Origin of the sequence: Actinomadura sp. WMMB 499 (assembly GCF_008824145.1) — a bacterium.
Lineage (GTDB): Bacteria > Actinomycetota > Actinomycetes > Streptosporangiales > Streptosporangiaceae > Spirillospora.
Genome location: NZ_CP044407.1, coordinates 9,071,135 through 9,090,866, shown reverse-complemented (window position 1 = coordinate 9,090,866; position 19,732 = coordinate 9,071,135). Strand labels below are relative to the sequence as shown.

General features: G+C 73.9%; 16 protein-coding genes and 1 riboswitch. Of the genes, 5 read left to right on the top strand and 11 right to left on the bottom strand.

The window, feature by feature from the left end; translation table 11 throughout:
• The first annotated feature begins 5 nt into the window (after positions 1-5).
• Positions 6-2,483 (top strand): YbhN family protein, encoded by a 2,478-nt coding sequence (locus F7P10_RS41480; RefSeq protein ID WP_254716292.1) that lies wholly within the window; start codon positions 6-8, stop codon positions 2,481-2,483.
• 35 nt (positions 2,484-2,518) lie between these two features.
• Here the strand turns inward: F7P10_RS41480 and F7P10_RS41475 are convergent, their stop codons facing one another.
• The 5 genes from F7P10_RS41475 to F7P10_RS41455 all read right to left on the bottom strand — a co-directional run bounded on the left by F7P10_RS41475 (position 2,519) and on the right by F7P10_RS41455 (position 6,822).
• Positions 2,519-3,118 carry a MerR family transcriptional regulator gene (locus tag F7P10_RS41475; RefSeq protein WP_151017625.1) on the bottom strand — a complete coding sequence of 200 codons (600 nt, stop codon included), beginning with the start codon at positions 3,116-3,118 and terminating at the stop codon, positions 2,519-2,521.
• 464 nt (positions 3,119-3,582) lie between these two features.
• Complete coding sequence (locus tag F7P10_RS41470; protein ID WP_026406115.1) at positions 3,583-4,053, bottom strand: bifunctional nuclease family protein; 471 nt, start codon at positions 4,051-4,053, stop codon at positions 3,583-3,585.
• Between the two features lie 154 nt (positions 4,054-4,207).
• Entirely contained in the window at positions 4,208-4,903 is a 696-nt protein-coding gene (locus F7P10_RS41465) for a MerR family transcriptional regulator (RefSeq protein WP_254716291.1), read from the bottom strand.
• Positions 4,904-4,991: 88 nt separating this feature from the next.
• Positions 4,992-5,522, bottom strand: coding sequence for an FHA domain-containing protein (locus tag F7P10_RS41460; protein WP_151017622.1), 531 nt, complete (start codon positions 5,520-5,522; stop codon positions 4,992-4,994).
• Between the two features lie 652 nt (positions 5,523-6,174).
• Entirely contained in the window at positions 6,175-6,822 is a 648-nt protein-coding gene (locus F7P10_RS41455) for a LysE family translocator (protein ID WP_151017621.1), read from the bottom strand.
• A 100-nt stretch (positions 6,823-6,922) separates the two neighbouring features.
• Here F7P10_RS41455 and F7P10_RS41450 point away from each other — a divergent pair, with 100 nt between their 5' ends.
• Positions 6,923-8,254, top strand: a complete 1,332-nt coding sequence (locus tag F7P10_RS41450; protein ID WP_151017618.1) for a PLP-dependent aminotransferase family protein — start codon at positions 6,923-6,925, stop codon at positions 8,252-8,254.
• A gap of 55 nt (positions 8,255-8,309) precedes the next feature.
• Here the strand turns inward: F7P10_RS41450 and F7P10_RS41445 are convergent, their stop codons facing one another.
• From F7P10_RS41445 to F7P10_RS41435, 3 genes are all read right to left on the bottom strand, one after another.
• Complete coding sequence (locus F7P10_RS41445) at positions 8,310-10,808, bottom strand: mannose-1-phosphate guanyltransferase (protein WP_151017616.1); 2,499 nt, start codon at positions 10,806-10,808, stop codon at positions 8,310-8,312.
• Positions 10,805-11,488 (bottom strand): CDP-alcohol phosphatidyltransferase family protein, encoded by a 684-nt coding sequence (locus F7P10_RS41440; protein WP_151017614.1) that lies wholly within the window; start codon positions 11,486-11,488, stop codon positions 10,805-10,807. The genes F7P10_RS41445 and F7P10_RS41440 overlap by 4 nt, the downstream gene beginning before the upstream one ends.
• 91 nt (positions 11,489-11,579) lie before the next feature.
• Positions 11,580-12,842, bottom strand: coding sequence for a sensor histidine kinase (locus F7P10_RS41435; protein ID WP_218040303.1), 1,263 nt, complete (start codon positions 12,840-12,842; stop codon positions 11,580-11,582).
• Positions 12,843-13,152: 310 nt separating this feature from the next.
• Here F7P10_RS41435 and gdhA point away from each other — a divergent pair, with 310 nt between their 5' ends.
• The 3 genes from gdhA (at position 13,153) to F7P10_RS41420 (ending at position 17,308) form a co-directional block, all read left to right on the top strand.
• On the top strand, positions 13,153-14,529 hold the full coding sequence (gdhA, locus tag F7P10_RS41430; RefSeq protein WP_151017610.1) for an NADP-specific glutamate dehydrogenase: 1,377 nt from the start codon (positions 13,153-13,155) through the stop codon (positions 14,527-14,529).
• Positions 14,530-14,638: 109 nt separating this feature from the next.
• A riboswitch (TPP riboswitch) is annotated at positions 14,639-14,751 on the top strand.
• Positions 14,744-16,492 carry a phosphomethylpyrimidine synthase ThiC gene (thiC, locus tag F7P10_RS41425; protein ID WP_151017607.1) on the top strand — a complete coding sequence of 583 codons (1,749 nt, stop codon included), beginning with the start codon at positions 14,744-14,746 and terminating at the stop codon, positions 16,490-16,492. (Overlaps the previous riboswitch by 8 nt.)
• A gap of 216 nt (positions 16,493-16,708) precedes the next feature.
• Complete coding sequence (locus F7P10_RS41420) at positions 16,709-17,308, top strand: TetR/AcrR family transcriptional regulator (protein ID WP_151017606.1); 600 nt, start codon at positions 16,709-16,711, stop codon at positions 17,306-17,308.
• A 7-nt stretch (positions 17,309-17,315) separates the two neighbouring features.
• On the opposite strand, the gene F7P10_RS41415 is transcribed toward F7P10_RS41420, so the two are convergent.
• From F7P10_RS41415 to F7P10_RS41405, 3 genes are all read right to left on the bottom strand, one after another.
• On the bottom strand, positions 17,316-18,161 hold the full coding sequence (locus F7P10_RS41415) for a metallophosphoesterase (protein ID WP_151017604.1): 846 nt from the start codon (positions 18,159-18,161) through the stop codon (positions 17,316-17,318).
• A gap of 44 nt (positions 18,162-18,205) precedes the next feature.
• On the bottom strand, positions 18,206-18,709 hold the full coding sequence (locus tag F7P10_RS41410; RefSeq protein ID WP_151017602.1) for a DUF1772 domain-containing protein: 504 nt from the start codon (positions 18,707-18,709) through the stop codon (positions 18,206-18,208).
• 86 nt (positions 18,710-18,795) lie between these two features.
• Complete coding sequence (locus tag F7P10_RS41405) at positions 18,796-19,665, bottom strand: NAD(P)H-binding protein (protein ID WP_151017600.1); 870 nt, start codon at positions 19,663-19,665, stop codon at positions 18,796-18,798.
• Positions 19,666-19,732: the final 67 nt, after the last annotated feature.

Below are 19,732 nucleotides of genomic sequence, written 5' to 3'. Positions count from 1 at the left end.
GACGGGTGACGCGCACGCACGACGAGGAGGCGGTGCGCCCGAAGCGGGGCGCCTCCGCGGGCGTGCCCGTCGACGAGCCCGCTCAGCCGGACCGCATCCGCCGCCCGTCCGACGCCATCCGGTTCGGCGTGTCGTGCGCCGGGCTGGCCGCGGTGATGCTGCTGGTGTCGTTCGCCCAGCAGACCACGCACGGCATCCAGACCGACATCGCCGAGGGCACCGCCCACGCACCCGAGCTGCTGCTCGCGCTGGCCACCCTGGCGTCGAGCTTCGGGGTGCTGGCCGTCCCCATCGCCTTCGCGATCGAGCGGCTGTTCCACAAGGACGGCATGCGGGTCGCGATCGCGCTGCTCGCCGCGATGATCGCGTTCGCCGTCACGATCACGCTGGACGACCTGGTGGTGCAGGCCGCGCCCGGCGGCGTCCTGGACTCGCTGATCTGGGGCGGCACCGACACCGCGCCGGTGCACACCGACATCGCGCCGGTGATCGCGTTCGTCAGCGTGGTCGGGATGGCCGGGCGGACCCGCTGGCAGGCGGCCACCTGGAGCATGATCGGGCTGGCGGCGCTCACCGGCCTGACCGCCGCGTACGCGTCGGTGTCGGCGCTCGCCGCGACGTACTTCCTGGGCCGGGCGATCGGGCACGGCACCCTGTACGCCGTCGGCACGCCGAACCCGCGCCCGACGGGCATGACCGTGGTGACGTCCCTGGAGCGCCTGGGGCTGTGCCCGCGGCGGGCCGCGCGGCTGGACGACCCCGAGGACGGCGGCGAGGAGGCGCGCCGCTACGGCGTGCTGCTGAACCCGTCGGTCACCGGAGAGGACCCGGTGCCGCCGGCGCCGGACGGCGCGCACGGCGCCTGGCACCTGGAGCTGCGGGTCCTGGACCGCGACCAGCAGACCGCCGGGCTGCCGTACCGGCTGTGGCGGATGCTGCGGCTGCGGCGGACCACGGCGGGACGGACGCTGCGGTCGCTGCGCCGCTCGCTGGAGCAGGAGACGCTCACCGCGTACGCCGCCGCGGCGGCGGGCGCGCGGACGCCCCGGCTGGTCGGGACGCTCGAGGTGGGAACGCAGGCGGCGCTGCTGGCCTACGAGCACGTGCCCGGGCGGCGGCTGCAGGACGTCCCCGACGAGGAGATCACCGACGCGCTGCTGACGGACGTGTGGCTGCAGTTCCGGCGGCTGCAGAAGGGACGGCTGGCGCACCGCCGGCTGGAGGAGGACGCCGTCTTGGTCGGCGACGACGGCGCGGCGCACCTCGTCGACCTGTGGTCCGGGGAGATCGCCGCCGGGGACCTGGCTCTGCGGCTGGACCTGGCGCAGCTGCTCACCACGCTGGCGCTGCGGGCCGGCCCGGAGCGGGCGGTGCGGACGGCCGTGCCGGTGCTGGGCGAGGAGTCCCTGGCGGCGGCGGTGCCGATGCTGCAGCGGGTCGCGCTGTCGCGCGGCACCCGGCAGGCGGTGCGGCGCGACCGGGAGCTGCTCACGCGGATCCGGGAGCAGATCGTCCGGCTGAAGCCCGAGTCGGAGGCCGCGCCGATCCGGCTGGAGCGGTTCCGGCCCCGGACGATCTTCAGCGTGGTGGCGCTGTCGATCGCCGCGTACATCGTCGTCCCGCAGATCGGCAGCATCGACCTCATGCAGCTGATCGCGAAGGCGACCTGGTGGTGGGCCGGGGTCGCGCTGGGCGCGGCGACGCTGACCTACCTCGCGGCGGCGCTCATGCTCATGGGTTTCGTGCCCGAGCGGCTGCCCCTGTGGCGGACGGTGCTGGTGCAGGTCGCGGCGTCGTTCGTCAAGCTGGTGGCGCCGGCGGCGGTGGGCGGCGTCGCGGTCAACACGCGGTACCTGCAGCGGTCGGGCGTCCGGCCGGGCCCGGCGGTGGCGAGCGTCGGGGCGTCCCAGCTGGTCGGGCTGGCGGTGCACGTCCTGCTGCTGGTGCTGTTCGGCTTCCTGACCGGTTCGACGAGCACCGCGACGAGGGATCTGGCGCCGTCCCGCACGGTCGTGATCGCGGTGCTGGCGCTGGGGCTGGTCGCGGGGCTCGCGCTGACGGTCCCGCGGGTGCGGCGGGTGGCGGCCGGCCGGCTGCGGAACATGTTCTCCGGCGTGGTGCCGCGGCTGGTGGACGTCCTGCAGTCGCCGCGGAAGCTGTTCACCGGGATCGGCGGCACCCTGCTGCTGACCGTGGGTTTCGTGCTGTGCCTGGACGCCTCGATCCGCGCGTTCGGCGGTTCGCTGCCGTGGACGGCCGTGGTCCTGGTGTTCCTGACGGCGAACGCGGTGGGGTCGGCGGTGCCGACGCCGGGCGGGCTCGGTGCGGTGGAGGGCGCGCTGACGCTGGCGCTGACGATCTCGGGGCTGCCGGCGGAGACGGCGGCGTCGGCGGTGCTGCTCTACCGGCTGCTGACGCTGTGGCTGCCGGTGCTGCCCGGCTGGGCCGCGTTCGCGTACCTGCAGCGCAAGGAGGCGCTCTAGCCGCGGGCCGGACGGGCGGTCGCCGTCCGGGCCGGCTAGCCGGTGCGGCGGGCGCGCCGCCGGTCGGCGAGTTCGTCATGGGGATGGTCGCCGCGGTCGTCCGCGGCGGCTCGTTCCGCGGGCAGTTCGGCGAGGCTCCCCTCGACCTCCTGCCACACCCGCCCCAGCGCGATGCCGAACACGCCCTGCCCGCCCTGCAGGAGGTCGACGACCTCGTCGGGCGAGGTGCACTCGTAGACGCTGACCCCGTCGCTCATGAGCGTGATCTGGGCGAGGTCCTGGACGCCGCGGTCGCGCAGGTGCGTCACCGCGGTGCGGATCTGCTGCAGCGAGACGCCCGTGTCCAGGAGCCGCTTCACGACCTTGAGGACCAGGATGTCGCGGAAGCTGTACAGTCGCTGGCTGCCCGATCCGTGCGCCGGGCGCACGCTGGGCTCGACGAGCTTGGTGCGGGCCCAGTAGTCCAGCTGCCGGTAAGTGATGCCCGCCGCCGAGCAGGCCGTGGGGCCGCGGTAGCCGACGTCCTCCGGCGGTGCCGACACCTGCGTGTCGAAGAGCAGGCCCTGCTCTCCGGCACGCCGGGACGCGACGTGCCTTTCGGGGGTGGCCTTGCCCTCGCCGCTGCTCACCGCCACGCGGACCTCCGGCTTCTATCATCCCGTGCCGGTTCGTCAAGGGGGTTTGACGAATTACACCACGGGTGTTCCACCAGCACGGTAGGTGCCGGTCAGGGTGTGGTCAACGTTCACCGTCGGCGCGTCGCATGCCCGGATGAACCGGCTTCACGTGGGCAAACCGCGCACCTTCGTCGCCACTGCGGTCCTACCCTTCCGGACGCCCCCCGGAAACCGCCACTTCCCGGGGTGATGCACGACCAATGGCGTCAGAGTCCGAATATACCCCCAGGAGTGACATACCCCACGGGCGCCCCCGTCCCAGGCGTACCTACCCCGCCCTCGCGCCGCAAACGACCGCGCGTTCCTCAAGATCGTTAAGGGTGTTCGTGAAGCCGGGGTCAGCGGCGGGCGCGGATCGGCCGGAACGAATCGGGCGGAACGAATCGGGCGGGGCGAGCGAGCCGGCGCGGCCGGGAGCCGGGTCAGCCGGCGCGGCCGAAGTCCTCGGGGGTGATGGTGTCGAGGAACTCGCGGAACTTCTCGACCTCGTCCTCCTGCTCGTCCGGGATGGCGACGCCGGCCTCCTCGAGGATGTCCTCGCTGGCGAAGATGGTGGCGCCGGTGCGCAGGGCGAGCGCGATCGAGTCGGACGGGCGCGCGCTGACCTCGACACCGTTGGAGAAGACCAGGTCGGCAAAAAAGATGCCCTCGCGGAGCGCGGTGATGTTCACGGTGCTCAGCTGGACGCTCAGCGCGTCGAGGACGTCGCGGAAGAGGTCGTGGGTGAGGGGGCGCGCGGGCAGCACGCCCTGCTGGGCGAACGCGATCGCCGTGGCCTCGACGGCCCCGATCCAGATGGGCAGGTACCGCTCGCCCTCCGTCTCCTTCAACAGGACGATCGGCTGATTGGAGGGCATCTCGACCCGGACGCCGACGACCTCCATCTGCTTCACTGCGGCTCCCTGCTCGTTCGCTGTCTCGATCATCCGCACGCGGCCGGACCGATGCCACCCGAGCCCGAAACCCGAGCCCTGTAGCCAACGTACACCCACGCTCGGACGGAACGCCGCGCCCTGGGGGCGGCAAAATCCTGCGGGGCGCGGGTGATCAGTGGTCGAGGCTTTCCCGGAGGCTCGCCGACAGCAGCGCGGCGTGCAGTTTCACCGACAGCGCGGCGATCTCGCGGGCGGTCTCGGCGGCCTGCTCGTGCGCGTCCGGACTCCGGCGGCGCAGCTGCGGCGCGACGGTCTGCTCGATGAGCCCGGCCTGGCGGTCGGCGGCGGCCTTGAGGGCGCGCAGGTGCCGCACCTCGAAGCCGTACTCGCCGAGCGCGGCGGCGGCGCGGGCGACGGTGAGGGACTCGGCCTCGTACCAGGCGCCGCGCCGGCGGACCAGACCGTACTCCTCCAGCCGGGCGAGGAGCTCTTCGTCGATCCCGGCACCGTCCAGGAGCTGGCGGCGGGTGAGCCGGACGGCGGCGTTCCCGGCGGTCGCGTCGGCGGCGACGAGGGTGCGGGGGCGGCCGTGGTCCGGTTCGGGACGGCGGGCGCCGAGCGGCGGGGCGGGCTCGCCGCGGTCGCGCGCCTCGAGGTGCTGCCGGATGGCGCGCAGCGGCATGTAGTGGTCGCGCTGCGCGGTGAGGACGAACCGGAGCCGTTCGACGTCGGCCCCTCCGAACTTGCGGTACCCGGAGGGGCTGCGCTGCGGTTCGATCAGGCCCTCGGACTCCAGGAACCGGATCTTGGAGATGGTGATGTCGGGGAACTCGGGCCGGAGCAGCCCGATGACGTCCCCGATCGTCATCAGGGACCTGGCCGGTTGCGCGTTCAGGGCCCCTCCCATCGTGGTCCCGTCGTGCCCGCGGCCGGTCCGCCGCGGGCTCCGGTGCCGGTCAGCCGTGCTGCGGGTTCGTGAGGAACACCAGCCGGAACTTCCCGACCTGGACCTCGTCGCCGCCCGCGAGGGCGGCGTGGTCGATCCGCTGGCGGTTGACGTAGGTGCCATTGAGGGCGCCGACGTCGCGGACGGAGAACTGCCCGCCCTGGCGGAGGAACTCGGCGTGCTTGCGGGACACGGTGACGTCGTCCAGGAAGATGTCGCTCTCGGGGTGCCGACCGCAGGAGGTCCGGTCCTGGTCGAGCAGGAACCGGCTGCCGGCGTTGGGACCGCGCTTGACCACGAGCAGCGCGGTGCCGGGGGGCAGCGCTTCCACGCCCATCTGGTCGGACGGGACGGCGGGTTCTTCGGCGCCCGTGTCGGAGTCCAGGGCCTCGATCCCGCCGATGGAGATCGTGGACGTGGATTCGCCGGGCGACTCCCGGGGCGGCGGCGCGTTCCGCGTCAGCGGGGTGCCGCAGTAGGAGCAGAAGCGGGCATCATCCGGGTTGGCGTGACCGCACTGCGTGCAGTAGACGCTCGGCATCGATCGGCTCGGCCTCCTACCATCGGCGTGCCGCTCGCCGCCCCGCTCGCCGCGGGAGCCGCGCGCGTCACGCGCATCCTTCAACCAACCCACGCCGGGGACCCGCCCCCGACCACGGTCCATCTCACCGCCCGCGCTCGCCACGGTCGCCGCAACCGACGGTCGCCGCAACTTACGCGGGTATGACCCGAGGGGTCAACCGGAGCCGGCGAGACCCCAAACTACCTTCGCCGATGATCGCAGGTCCATGCCGCCGCGCGGCACGCCTCCGGTCATGACGCACCGTCCGGGTCTCCGGTTCACCGCGTCCCCCGTTCTCCCCTCTGGACACGACCGTATCGCGCCGACGGCGGTTCTCGCGCCCCGGGTGATCAAGTTGTCGGGCGGCTCACGTCCGCGCCTCCGGCACCGGGGCTCCCGGTGGGCGATTCGACGGTCGGGACGGCGCCTCCGCCGATGTGTCCGCTCCCCTCCAGGGCGCGGCCGGCGCGGCCGGTGACCCGTTCCGGCCGCAGGCCAGGGGCCATGGGGCGCCCGGTAAGCGCGTTGGCCCGCACGATGGTCGCGGTTCCGGCGCGCCGAGTCCGCCGCCGGGTCCGCCGCCGAGGACGAGCCGGACCGGGTCTCCGCGCCCGGTCGCGGGCCGGCCTCCTCACACGGCCGTCCGGGGCACGGAGCGGTCGAGGCCGACGTGCAGGGCGAGCCCGGCGAGTACCGAGCCCATGACGTACCGCTGGGCGCGCTGCCAGCCGGGCCGCCGCGCGAGGAACGCCGCGAAGCTCCCGGCGCCGAGCATGATGAGGCCGTTGACGGTGATCGCGATGCTGATCTGGGTGAGCCCGAGGAGCAGGCTCTGCAGCGCGACGTGGCCGCGTTCGGGCTCGACGAACTGCGGCAGCAGCGACATGTACAGGATCGCGATCTTCGGGTTGAGCAGGTTCGTGACCAGGCCCATGGCGAACAGCCGGCGCGGCGGGTCGGCGGGCAGCTCGCGCGGCTCGAACGCCGTCCGGCCGCCCGGCCGGACCGCCTGCCACGCCAGGTACAGCAGGTAGAGCGCCCCGGCGATCTTCAGGGCCGTGTAGAGGGGCGGGACGAGCCCGAACACGGCGGTGATCCCGGCGGTGGCGGCGACGACGTAGGCGACGAAGCCGGTCGCGACGCCCGCGAGCGAGATCAGCCCGGCTCGGCGGCCCTGGGTGATCGACCGCGACACCAGGTAGATCATGTTGGGCCCCGGGGTGAGGACGAGCCCGAGGGAGACGAGGGCGATGGCGGCCACCGCGGTAGGCGAGATCAATCCGTGCTCCTGACTCGATCGTTTTGCACCGATCGTAAATCTCGGAGCAATCTGCCACAATATCGATATTGATCTCGGTGCAATATGGGCTGGGCGGTTCATGGACGATTACCGGCAGGTGGCCGACACGGTGGCGGCCGACATCGCGGCGGGACGGCTGCGCCCCGGCGACCGGCTGCCGCCGCAGCGCGCGTTCGCCCGGGCGCGCGGCATCGCGCCGTCGACCGCGAGCCGCGTGTACCGGGAGCTCGCGCTGCGCGGGCTGGTGGTCGGCGAGGTGGGGCGCGGCACGTTCGTCCGCGCGGCGCGCCGGGCGCCCGTCCCGGCACTGGCCGAACCGGCGGCGGCGCCGGCCGACCTCGAGGTCAACCATCCCGTGGCGCCGGGGCAGGAAGCGCTGATGGCCGCCGGCCTGGCGCGGGCGGCGGCGGACGGCGCGGCGCTGGCCCCGGCCGGCGTCACGGGCACCCCGGACGCCCGCGAGGCCGCGGCGGCGCTGCTGGCCGTGCCGGGCTGGACCCCCGCACCGGACGGCGTGCTGTTCGCCGCGGGCGGCCGCCAGGCGATCGCGGGGGCGGTGGCGGCGCTCGTCCCGCCGGGCGGCCGGCTGGCGGTGGAGGAGCTGACGTACCCGGTCCTCAAGGCGACCGCCGCGCGGCTCGGCGTAGCGCTCGTCCCGGTCGCGGCCGACGGGCACGGGCTGTGCCCGGACGCGCTCGCCGAGGCGCACCGCCGGACGCCGTTCGCGGCCGTCTACCTCCAGCCGGCCCTGCACAACCCGTGCGGGACGACGATGCCCGCGCGGCGCCGCGCCGAACTCGCGGACGTCCTCGAACGGACCGGCGCCCACGCGGTCGAGGACCGCGTCTGGTCGTTCCTCGACGTGGCCGGCCCGCCCCCGCTGGCATCGTTCGCGCCGGGCCGCACGATCGTCGTCGACGGCCTCGCCAAGCGGCTCGCGCCCGGCCTGGGCGTCGGGTTCGCCGTCGCGCCGCCGTCCCTGCGCGCACGCGCCGCCGCCGCGCTGCGCTCGGGCACGTGGGGCCCGGCCGGGTACGCGCTGGCGGCGTCGGCCGGCTGGATCGCCGACGGCACGGCCGCCGAGGTCGCCCGCGCGAAACGGGCGGACGCCGCGAAGCGGCAGCGGGTCGTGGCCGAGCGGCTGGCGGGGGCCGCGGTCCGCGCGGATCCGCGTTCGTACTTCTGCTGGTGGGAGCTGCCCGCGCCGTGGCGGGCGGAGACGTTCGTCGCGGCCGCGGGGCGGCGCGGGATCGCGGTGACGCCCGGGGCGGCGTTCGTGGCAGGGCCGGGGGCGGCGCCGCGCGCGGTCCGGCTGGCGCTGGCGTCCCCGCCTCTGGACGCGCTGGCGCGCGCGCTCGGCGTCCTCGCCGAGATCGCGGCGGGCGGACCGGACGACGCGCCGATCGACTGATCCTGCCGACCGACGAAGCCGACCTTTGGGGCCGACCTTTGGGGGCGGCGCGCGGTCAGGAACCCGCGCGTTCCACCACGACGGCCCACTCCTCCAGCAGGGCCTGGGCGGCGTCGGCGTCGGGCCCCTCAGCCCACAGGTGGGTGACGGGTTCGGACGGGTCGGGCAGGACGAGCGCCCAGCGGCCGTCGTCCTCGACGACCCGGACGCCGTCGGTGGTGTCGACCGTCCGGCTCCCGGCGCCCTCCACGACGTGCCGCATCACGCTGCCCTTGGCCGCCCAGGGCGTCGGGACGGACCGGCGCAGCAGGTGGGCGTCGGGGATGCGGCGGTCGATCCGGGAGAGCGTCAGCCGGGTGCGGGCGACGAGCCCGACGAGCCGGACGAACGCGGCGATGCCGTCCACGGTGCCGCTGAACTCCGGCATCAGGAACCCGCCGCGGCCGTCCCCCGCGAAGATCACGCCGGGGCGGGCGGCGGTCTTGGTGAGGACGTCCTGGGACGTGGAGGTCCATTCGACCTGCACGCCGTGGAAGCGGCACACCTGCTCGGCGACGCGGGTGGTGGTGACCGGCAGCGCGACCCGGCCGCCGCGCCGCTCGGCGGCCACCAGGTCGAGCATGACGAGCAGCGCGCGGTCGTCCCCGACCAGCTCCCCGTTCTCGTCGACCAGGGAGATCCGCTCCCCCACCGGGTCGAACCGGACACCGAACGCGGCCCGCGACGACGACACCAGCTCGCCCAGCCGCTCCAGGTCGCGCATCCGCTCGGCGAGGGTCTCGGTGGGGTTGGCCTCGTCCAGGCCGTGGTTGCGGGTGAGGACCTCCACGCCGATCTGCCCCAGCAGGGCGGGCAGGACGAGCGAGGACACGCCGCCCGCGCAGTCCAGGACGATCTTCAGCCCGGCCTCGCGGACACCGCTGATGTCGACGCGGCGCAGCAGCTCGCGGGTGTAGGTCTCGACCACCCGGGGCGGGTAGGTCAGCTCGGCGATCTCACCGGGGAACGCGCGCCGGTACTCCTGGCGTCCGAACACCCGCTCGAGCTTGCGCTGCGCGGCCTGGGACAGGTCGGCGCCGCCGGGGTCGAGGAAGAGGACGTCGACGCCCTGCGGGTCGCCGAGGGTGGTGCGGATGTAGATGCCGCCCGCCGACTCGGCCCGGCCGGTCTCGAACCGGGCGACGGTCAGCGGGGCGGCCTCCAGGTCCCGCACGTTGATCGCGCTCGACGTCAGCGCGCTGATCACCGCCCGTTTGAGGGTGCGGGCGGCACGGGACACGTCGCGTCCGGTGACGACCGTGGCGCCCTTCTTCAGCGTGGTGGCGTAGGCGCTGGCGAGCCGTACCGCGAGCTCCGGGGTGATCTCCACGTTGATCAGGCCGGACACGCCGCGCGGGCCGAACAGGTTGCGCTGGCCGCGCGACTCCCAGATGACGCTGGTGTTGACGACGGCCCCGGCCTCGATCGTCTTGAACGGGTACACCTTCACGCCGCTGGAGACGTACGCCTCGGCCTCGATGACGCACTCGTCCCCGACGACCGCGCCCTCCTCGACGCGGGCGCCCGCCATGATGTCGGTGTTCTTGCCGACCACGCAGCCGCGCAGATTGGTGGAGGGCGCGACGAACACGTTGTCGTGGACGACGGCGCGGTGCAGGAACGCGCCCTCCTTCACGACCACGTTGCTGCCGAGCACCGTGTACTCGCGCAGTTCGACGCCCGCCTCGACCTTCGCGTAGTCGCCGATGTAGAGGGGGCCCTTGAGGACGGCCTCGGTGTCGACCTCGGCGCCCTCGGCGACCCACACGCCCGGGGACATCTCGAACCCGCCGAGGTCGATGCCGACCTGGCCCGACAGCATGTCGGCCTGGGCCTTCAGGTAGCTCTCGTGGGTGCCGACGTCCTCCCAGTAGCAGTCGGCGACGTACCCGAACAGCGGCGCGCCCTCGGCGAGGAGCCGGGGGAACACGTCCCCGGACCAGTCGACCGGCTCCCCCGGTGCGACGTGATCGAGGACCTCCGGCTCCATGACGTAGATGCCGGTGTTGACGGTGTCGGAGAAGACCTGCCCCCATGTGGGCTTCTCCAGGAACCGCTGCACGCGGCCCGCGTCGTCCACGATGATGATCCCGAACTCCAGCGGGTTCGGGACCCGCTTCAGCCCGATGGTGACCAGTGCCCCGTTGCGCTCGTGGAAGCGCACCATGTCGGTGAGGTCGATGTCGGTCAGCGCGTCGCCGGAGATGACCAGGAACCGGTCGTCGCGCAGCGCCTCCTCGGCGTTCTTGACGCTGCCCGCGGTGCCGAGCGGGATCTCCTCGGTCGCGTAGCTCAGCGACATGCCGAGCTCCTCGCCGTCGCCGAAGTAGTTGCGGATGAGCGCGGCGAGGAACTGGACGGTGACGACGGTCTCGGTGAAGCCGTGCCGTTTCAGCAGGCGCAGCACGTGCTCCATGATGGGCCGGTTGACGAGCGGGAGCAGGGGCTTGGGCTGGTTGGCGGTCATCGGACGCAGTCGCGTCCCCTCGCCTCCCGCCATCACGACGGCCTTCATCGGGGGGTCTGCGCTCCCTTCTGGTCACCGGCCGGGGCGGCGTCCCCGGCGGGCGGGCCGGGACCCGCGCCGCGATTCGCCCGGGACAGTTGCCGCGTCTGGACCCAGTACAGGACCGCCGCCCACCAGTACAGGGCCGTCCCCCAGATCGCGAAGGACCATCCGATGATCTTCGCGGCGGTCGCCGCGCCGCCGTCGTGGTCGCCCAGCAGCAGCAGCGGGAAGGCGTACAGCAGGCAGAACGTCGCCGTCTTCCCGATGAAGTGGACCGGCAGCGTCCCGTTGTATCCGAGCCGCCGGACGAGCGGTGCGATCGGCACGATCGCGAGCTCGCGGGCGACCAGCAGCGCCACCAGCCACAGGGGGATGATCTCGCGGATGGTGAGCCCGACGAGGGTGGCGAGGATGTAGAGCCGGTCGGCGGCGGGGTCCAGGACCATGCCGAGCTTGCTCGTCTGGTCGAGCGCCCGCGCGAGCTTGCCGTCCAGCCAGTCCGACAGCCCGGCCGCGACCAGCAGGCCGAGCGCCCACCAGTCGGCCTCGACCAGGACGAGCCACAGGAACAGCGGGACGCCGACGAGCCGCGCCATGCTGAGCAGATTGGGCACCGTGAAGACCCGTTCGGCCGCCCCGGACGTCGTCTCCGTCTCCGTGCTCACCGACCCGCTCGCCTCCCCCATGCCCTTGATGTTGACCTTACAGGTCAACCTTGGAAAGACCCCGGCACGGATCATGTGAGCGCGGTTACGCTCCGCGGAGCGTCCGTCGAGGTCAGCGCGGGGTGACCGCGCGCCCGACGGGGAGGGTCGCGGTGACGGTGAACCCGCCGCCCGCGGCGGGGCCGGCGTCCAGCGTGCCGCCGATGCTGCGCGCCCGCTCGATCATGCCGAGCACGCCGAACCCGGCGGAGCCTCCCTCCGGGCGCGCGGCGGCCCCCGGCTGCCGGTGCGCCGGGCCCGCGGGCGCGCCCCGGCCGTCGTCGGCCACCCGCACGACCAGGGCACCGTCCGCGCGGGTCAGGCTCACGTCCGCGGTCGCCGCGCCCGCGTGTTTCACGACGTTGGTGAGCGCCTCCTGGACGATCCGGTAGGCGGCGACGCCCACCTCGGGCGGCGGCCGGTCCCCGTCCGGGCCCGCCGCCTCGTCCAGGAACGCGATCCGGATCCCGCTGCCGCGGGCGGCCGCCACCAGCTCCGCGATCCCGTCCAGGCCCGGCAGCGTCCCCTGCTCGGACACGTCCGTCCCCCGGAGCACCTGCAGGGTGCCGCGCAGCTCGGTGCGGGCGTCCCGGCACGTGGCGGCGATCGAGGCGAGCGCGTCGGCCAGCTCGGCGCGGTCCAGCGGCCGGTCGCCGCGGACGAGGTGGGCGGCGGCGCCCGCCTGGACGCCGATCACCGTGATGCTGTGCGCGAGCAGGTCGTGCAGGTCGCGGGCGATGCGCAGCCGCTCCTCGGCGACGCGCCGCCGCGCCTCCTCCTCGCGGGTCCGCTCGGCCCGCTCGGCGCGCTCGGTGATCGCGGCGAGCCGGACCCGGTGCGAGCGCCACACCTGCACCGCGATCACCACGGCGACCACGGCCTCGATCACCGCGATCTGCTCCCGCACGCCGCTGCCGCCGGCCCGCATCGCCATCCCGACCACGCAGACCAGCAGCAGGCCCGCGACCACGCCGAGCACGATCCGGACGCGGCGGCCGAGCACGGCGTAGGCGAACAGCGCGACCACTTCGGCGGGGACGAGCGCGTGGTGCTGGTACTGCAGCAGGTGGTACGGGAGGACCAGGACGACCAGGGCCGCGAGCCCGATCCCCGGGCGGAGCCGGATCAGCACCAGCGGGACGTGCGCGGCCGCGAGCAGCACGGCCCCCGGGACGTCGAGGGACCGCACGCCGGGCCAGAGCAGGGCGGCGGCGACCGCGGCCACCGCCAGCGGCAGGGTGAGGACCGCGTCGCGCACGACGGCCCGGCCGCCCGCGGGGGCCCCGTCGCCCGCGAGGCGCCTCGGGAAGTCGCCGAACCGGGAGTGCGTCACCACGGGACCATCTTCCCCGACGGCCCGCGGAACGCGCATCCGGCCCGTTCCGGACGCGGCGCACGGCACTGAAGGCGCACGGCAGGGAAGGCGCGCGGCGGCGGAAGTCGCGCGGCGCGCCGCATGGAAGTTCGCCGCCGCCGCGGGCGTTGGGCAAGCTGAGAGAGTTGTAGTCACGTCCTGTGCACGGCGATCGACTTTTAGAGTGAGAAGGCCGTTTCAGGCCGCGGCGTCCCGGCAATGGGGATCGCCGGAAGCATCCCGGTCGCCCGCCCGCGCACACGATCAATCGGTCGCCGAAAGGATCCAACACATGCCGCTGTCCCCCCGCCTGCCGGGCTCGCCGGACGTCCTGACCGCGCTCGAGGAGACCTACGACGGGGTCCTGCGGCGCGACCCCGGCGAGGCCGAGTTCCACCAGGCCGTCCACGAGGTGCTGGAGTCGCTGCCCGCCGTGCTGTCCGCGCGGCCCCGGCTGGCGGCGGCCCGGCTCGTCGAGCGCCTGATCGAGCCCGAGCGGCAGATCATGTTCCGGGTGCCGTGGCAGGACGACTCCGGCCGGGTGCACGTGAACCGCGGGTTCCGCGTGGAGTTCAACGGCGCGCTCGGACCGTACAAGGGCGGCCTGCGCTTCCACCCCACCGTGAACCTCGGGATCGTCAAGTTCCTCGGCTTCGAGCAGATCTTCAAGAACGCGCTCACCGGCCTCGGGATCGGCGGCGGCAAGGGCGGCAGCGACTTCGACCCGCACGGCCGGTCCGACGACGAGGTCATGCGGTTCTGCCAGTCGTTCATGACCGAGCTGTACCGGCACGTGGGCGAGCACACCGACGTCCCGGCGGGCGACATCGGCGTCGGCGGCCGCGAGATCGGGTACCTGTTCGGGCAGTACCGGCGGGTCACCAACCGCTGGGAGGCCGGCGTCCTCACCGGCAAGGGCCAGGGCTGGGGCGGCTCGGCGGGGCGCACCGAGGCCACCGGCTACGGCAGCGTGCTGTTCACCGCCGAGATGCTGAAGCGGCGCGGCGAGGACCTCGACGGGCAGCAGGTCGTCGTGTCCGGCTCCGGGAACGTCGCGATCTACTCGATCGAGAAGGCGCAGTCGCTCGGCGCGAACGTGATCACGGTCTCCGACTCGGGCGGCTACGTGGTGGACGAGAAGGGCATCGACCTCGACCTGCTCAAGCACGTGAAGGAGGTCGACCGGGGCCGCGTCTCCGACTACGCCGAGCTGCGCGGTGCCTCCGCCCGGTTCGTCCCTGCCGGGCGCGTCTGGGACGTGCCGGCCGACATCGCGCTGCCGTCGGCGACCCAGAACGAGCTGGACGCCGAGTCCGCGCGGATCCTCGTCCGCAACGGGGTCAAGGCGGTCTCGGAGGGCGCGAACATGCCGACGACGCCCGATGCCGTCCACATCCTCCAGGACGCCGGGGTGGCGTTCGGCCCCGGGAAGGCCGCCAACGCGGGGGGCGTCGCGGTCAGCGCGCTGGAGATGCGGCAGAACGCGGGCCGCGAGTCGTGGACGTTCGCGCAGGTCGAGAACGAGCTGGCGCGGATCATGCGCGACATCCACGACACCTGCTTCGAGACCGCCGACCGCTACGGCGCCCCCGGCGACTACGTCGTCGGCGCCAACATCGCCGGCTTCGAGCGGGTCGCCGACGCGATGCTCGTCCAGGGGCTGATCTGACGGCCGGTCCCGCGGCCGATCCGGCGGGTCCGCGCGTCTGAACCGGCGCGCGCGTCTACCTCACCGTCCCCGGTTGCGGCAACGGGGGCGGTGCGGGTTACCGTCGATCACGACCGACGCGGGGGCCCGGCGAACCGGGCTGAGATAGCGGCTGGAACGGCCGCTGACCGCATGAACCTGACCGGGTAATGCCGGCGTAGGGAGAGATCGAGTCGTGAACGATTCCCTGGTTCCAGCCGCCCGCAAGACGTACCTGCAGGGGTCGCGGCCCGACCTGCGCGTGCCGATGCGGGAGGTGCCGCTCACCAGCGGCGACGCCGTCGTCCTGTACGACACGTCCGGACCGTACACCGACCCCGCCCTCGAGACCGACGTCCGCCGGGGGCTGCCGCCGCTGCGCGACGCGTGGATCGCCGAGCGCGGCGACACCGGAGCCTACGACGGGCGCGCGGCGCGTCCCGAGGACGACGGGCGCCGATCCGGCGGCCCCGCGCGAACGGAAGCGCCACGGGAGGTGGCCGTGTTCCCCGCGCGGCGGCCGCGCCGGGCGTCCGGCGGGGCCGTCACCCAGCGCGCCTACGCGCGGCGCGGGGAGATCACCCCCGAGATGGAGTTCGTCGCCCTGCGCGAGGGGGTGGCGCCGGAGTTCGTCCGGGACGAGCTGGCGGCGGGACGCGCCGTGCTGCCCGCCAACGTCAACCACCCGGAGATCGAGCCGATGATCATCGGCCGGAACTTCCTCGTCAAGGTGAACGCGAACATCGGCAACTCGGCGGTGGCGTCCTCGATCGAGGACGAGGTGGAGAAGATGACGTGGGCGACCCGCTGGGGCGCCGACACGATCATGGACCTGTCGACGGGCCGCGACATCCACACCACGCGCGAGTGGATCCTGCGGAACTCGCCCGTCCCGGTGGGGACCGTCCCGCTGTACCAGGCCGTGGAGAAGGTCGGCGGCGACCCGGCGGCGCTGACCTGGGAGGTCTTCCGCGACACGGTGATCGAGCAGGCCGAGCAGGGCGTCGACTACATGACGATCCACGCGGGGGTGCTGCTGCGGTACGTCCCCATGACGGCGCGCCGCAAGACCGGCATCGTGTCCCGCGGCGGGTCGATCATGGCGGCCTGGTGCCTGGCGCACCACGAGGAGAACTTCCTCTACACGCACTTCCGGGAGCTGTGCGAGATCTTCGCCGCCTACGACGTCACGTGGTCGCTGGGCGACGGGCTGCGTCCCGGGTCGATCGCCGACGCCAACGACGAGGCGCAGTTCGCCGAGCTGCGCACCCAGGGCGAGCTGACCAAGATCGCCGCCGAGTACGACAACCAGGTGATGAACGAGGGTCCCGGGCACGTCCCGATGCACAAGATCAAGGAGAACGTCGATCTGCAGCAGGAGTGGTGCGACGGCGCCCCGTTCTACACGCTCGGGCCGCTGACCACCGACATCGCGCCCGGCTACGACCACATCACCTCGGCGATCGGCGCCGCGATGATCGGCTGGCACGGCACCGCGATGCTCTGCTACGTCACCCCGAAGGAGCATCTCGGATTGCCCGACCGCGACGACGTCAAGGCGGGCGTCATCGCCTACAAGATCGCCGCGCACGCGGCGGACGTCGCCAAGGGCCACCCGGGCGCGCAGGCGTGGGACGACGCGCTGTCGGACGCCCGGTTCGACTTCCGCTGGGAGGACCAGTTCAACCTGTCGCTGGACCCGGACACCGCGCGGGCCTTCCATGACGCGACGCTGCCGGCGGCCCCGGCGAAGACCGCGCACTTCTGCTCGATGTGCGGCCCGCACTTCTGCTCGATGAAGATCACCCGGGACGTCCGCCGGTACGCCGACGAGCACGGGCTGGACGGCACGGACGCGATCGCCGCCGGGATGCGGGAGAAGGCGGGCGAGTTCAAGGCCGCCGGGGGCCGCGTCTACCTGCCGGTGACACCGAACGGCTCCTGACCCGGTCCGCGGGCCGGCCGGGGACGCGGCGACCGCTCCCCGGCCGACCCGCGAGGGCCGTTCCCCGGCGGGCCGGCCCGCCGGACTGCTGACCTGCCGACCTTCTGAGCTGGGCGGACGCATGGTCCCGGTGAGGCGCGGATAGTATCGAAGGACCGTTCCAATTCACGGGAACGGCCGCACACCGCAGCCACGCCGAAGGGAGAACCGGCCCAGGTGACCAGCGACGGCACGTCCCGGCCCCGCCCCCGCGCGGAGCGCTCCGACGTGCGCCGCAACCGCGCGCGGCTGCTCGCCGCGGCCCGCGAGGTGTTCCAGCGGGAGGGCGCGGGCGCCTCGCTGGAGGCCGTCGCCCGGCGCGCCGAGGTCGGCATCGGAACCCTCTACCGGCACTTCCCCACCCGGCAGGACCTGCTCGAGGCGCTCCTCGCGAGCGCCTACGCCGAGCTGGCCGCGCGCGCCCGCGAGCTCGCGGACTCGCCCGCCCCCGGGGACGCGCTGCTCACCTGGCTGCGCGCGTTCATCGCGCAGGTCACGGTGTTCCGCGGGCTGGCCGCGTCGGCGGTGGTGTCGCTGCGGGACGAGCGGACGGCGCTGCAGGAGTCCTCCCGGGCGATGCGCGCGGCGGGGCAGCGGCTGTTCGCCCGCGCGCAGGAGGCGGGCGGCGTCGCGCCGGGCGCCGACTTCGCCGACGTGCTGCGGCTCGCGGGCGCCATCGCGACGGTCACCGAGCAGGAGCCCGCGGCGGCCGACCGGCTGCTGGCGCTCGCCGCCGGCGGCGTAGCCCCCGGCGCGCCCGGCGCGGACCGGGCCTAGACCGCCCCTAGACCGTGCCGTCCTCCCGCGGCGGCGGGAGGACGCGGCGCGGTCCCTGCGGCGCGCCCCGGTGCCGCCGCCACTCGCGCGGGTACCCGACCGAGACCTCGACGTGCGGGACGCCGTCCGCCCAGATCGTCCGGGGGATGTGCAGGTGCCCGTACACCACCGACACCGCCCCGAACCGGACGTGCCAGTCGGCGGTCCGCTCGCTGCCGCACCACTGGGCGAACTCGGGGTACCAGAGGACGCGGGTGGGCTCGCGGATCAGCGGCCAGTGGTTGACGAGGACGGTGCGGGCACCGGGCTCGAGCTCCGCCATCCGGCGCTCGGAGTAGGCGATGCGGGCGTCGCACCAGGCGTCCCGGGTCGGGTGGGGGTCGGGGTGAAGGTAGATCTCGTCGGTGCACACCACGCCCGCCTCGTGCGCGATCTCCAGCGCCTTCTCCTTGGTGGAGGCCCCCTCCGGCCGGAACGTGTAGTCGTACAGGACGAACAGCGGCGCGATGGTCACCGGCCCGCCGTCGCCCGTCCACACCGGGTAGGGGTCCTCGGGCGTCGCGACGCCGTGTTCCCGGCACATGTCCACCAGGCGCCGGTAGCGGGCCTCGCCGCGCAGCGGCACCGGGTCGTCCTTGATCGTCCAGAGTTCGTGGTTGCCGGGCGTCCAGATCACCTTCTCGAACCGCCCGGCCAGGGTCCGCAGCGTCCATTCGACGTCGTCGAAGCGTTCGGCGACGTCACCGGCGACGATCAGCCAGTCGCCGCCGGACACGGGCCGCAGCCCGTCCACGAACGCGCGGTTGTCGGGGAAACCCACGTGCAGATCGCTGATGGCGTAGAGACCGCTCATGCCCGTGATCGTAGGCGGCGCCGCGCGGGCGGCGCTCCCCTGCATCAGGCGTCACGGCCCCAGAAGTACGCCCCGGCGGCCATCGCCAGCACGCTCGCCCACCCGGCGACCGCGCGCACGGTGTTCCAGGCCGTCCAGCGGCCGGAGTGGTCCGACCAGACGCGTGCGGCCTCGGCGGGGTCGGCGGGGATCTCGACCTTGTCCAGCGCCTCGTTCATCGGGATGTTCACGGCGAAGCTCGGGAACAGCGCGCCGAGGACGTACACCGCGGCGGCGGCGAAGAAGAGGATCGCCGCGGCCTTCTGGTCGAGCGTCAGCAGCAGGATCGCGGCCAGGACGGCGATGACCGGCGTGAGCACGAACATGACGATGAACAGCGGGTTCTGGATCTTCTGGTTCATCCCCTGCATCGCGTCGATCGCCGAGGACGGCCGCGCGGCGTTCAGCCCCGGCATGACGCCGGTGGAGAAGCCGAAGAAGGTTCCGGCCATTCCCGCGGCCCCCACGATGGACACGGCGGCGCAGATGAGGGTGAGCAGGTTCTTCATGGTCGGACTCCGATCTGTCGGGCAGCGCGTGATCATTGCAGTTCGCGCCCGCCGGCCGGGCGCCGGGGCCCGGCCGGCGGGAGGGGTCAGGCGTTCCAGATGCCGCTGGCGGCGGTCTCGCGGGCGTAGTCGGCGAAGTCGCGGGGCTCGCGGCCGAGGGCGCGCCGCACGCCGTCGGCCGGCTCGGCGTTGCGGCCGTCCAGGACGGTGCCGAACAGGTACATCAGCAGGTCGGCGACGTCGCCGGGCACCCCCTGCGCCATGGCCGCCGCGGCGTAGTCCTCCAGGCCCACCCGCACGTAGGCGATCTCGCGTCCGGCGGCGCGGCCGATCTCGGCGACCGCCTCGGGGAAGGTCAGCGCGCGCGCTCCGGTCACCTCGTACACCTCGCCCGCGTGCCCGTCCGCGGTGAGCGCCGCGACCGCGACGTCGGCGATGTCGCCGGCGTCGGCGAACGGCTCGGGCACGTCGCCCGCCGGGAGGGCGACCTCGCCGGCGCGGACCGGGTCGAGGAGGTAGTCCTCGCTGAAGTTCTGCGCGAACCAGCTCGCCCGGACGACCGTCCACTCCAGCCCCGACTCGCGGACGACGTCCTCGCAGGCGACGGCTTCCTCCTCGCCGCGGCCCGACAGCAGCACCACGCGCCGCACGCCCGCGTCCCGGGCCGCGGCGGTGAACGCGCGGACGGCGTCCGGCGCGCCCGGGACGGCCAGGTCCGGGGCGAACGCGAGGTAGACGGCCTCGACGCCGCGGAGCACCCGCGGCCAGCCCGCCTCGTCCGTCCAGTCGAAGGCCGGGTCCGCGGAGCGGGAGCCCATCCGGACGGGCACGTCCAGCGCCTCCAGCCGCTCCACGACGCGCCGGCCGGTCTTGCCGGTGCCGCCCAGGACGAGCGTGAGTCCGTTCTCGATCGTCCGGGTGGCGTCCGGGGCGGGGTTCTGTTCCGTGTTCGTCATGTCCTCGAGTCAACCGGCGCACGTCCCCGGCCACCATCGTCGAGAAGCTCGCCCGCATTCGCGAGCG

Coding starts and splice junctions, on each gene's coding strand:
- F7P10_RS41465 (WP_254716291.1), bottom strand. CDS start 4,903: ATGACGATCGGGGACGTCATCGGGCTGCTCCGGCCCGAGTTCCCCGAC.
- F7P10_RS41460 (WP_151017622.1), bottom strand. CDS start 5,522: ATGCCGAGCGTCTACTGCACGCAGTGCGGTCACGCCAACCCGGATGAT.
- F7P10_RS41450 (WP_151017618.1), top strand. CDS start 6,923: ATGGACGATTACCGGCAGGTGGCCGACACGGTGGCGGCCGACATCGCG.
- F7P10_RS41445 (WP_151017616.1), bottom strand. CDS start 10,808: ATGAAGGCCGTCGTGATGGCGGGAGGCGAGGGGACGCGACTGCGTCCG.
- F7P10_RS41440 (WP_151017614.1), bottom strand. CDS start 11,488: ATGGGGGAGGCGAGCGGGTCGGTGAGCACGGAGACGGAGACGACGTCC.
- gdhA (WP_151017610.1), top strand. CDS start 13,153: ATGCCGCTGTCCCCCCGCCTGCCGGGCTCGCCGGACGTCCTGACCGCG.
- F7P10_RS41415 (WP_151017604.1), bottom strand. CDS start 18,161: ATGAGCGGTCTCTACGCCATCAGCGATCTGCACGTGGGTTTCCCCGAC.
- F7P10_RS41410 (WP_151017602.1), bottom strand. CDS start 18,709: ATGAAGAACCTGCTCACCCTCATCTGCGCCGCCGTGTCCATCGTGGGG.
- F7P10_RS41405 (WP_151017600.1), bottom strand. CDS start 19,665: ATGACGAACACGGAACAGAACCCCGCCCCGGACGCCACCCGGACGATC.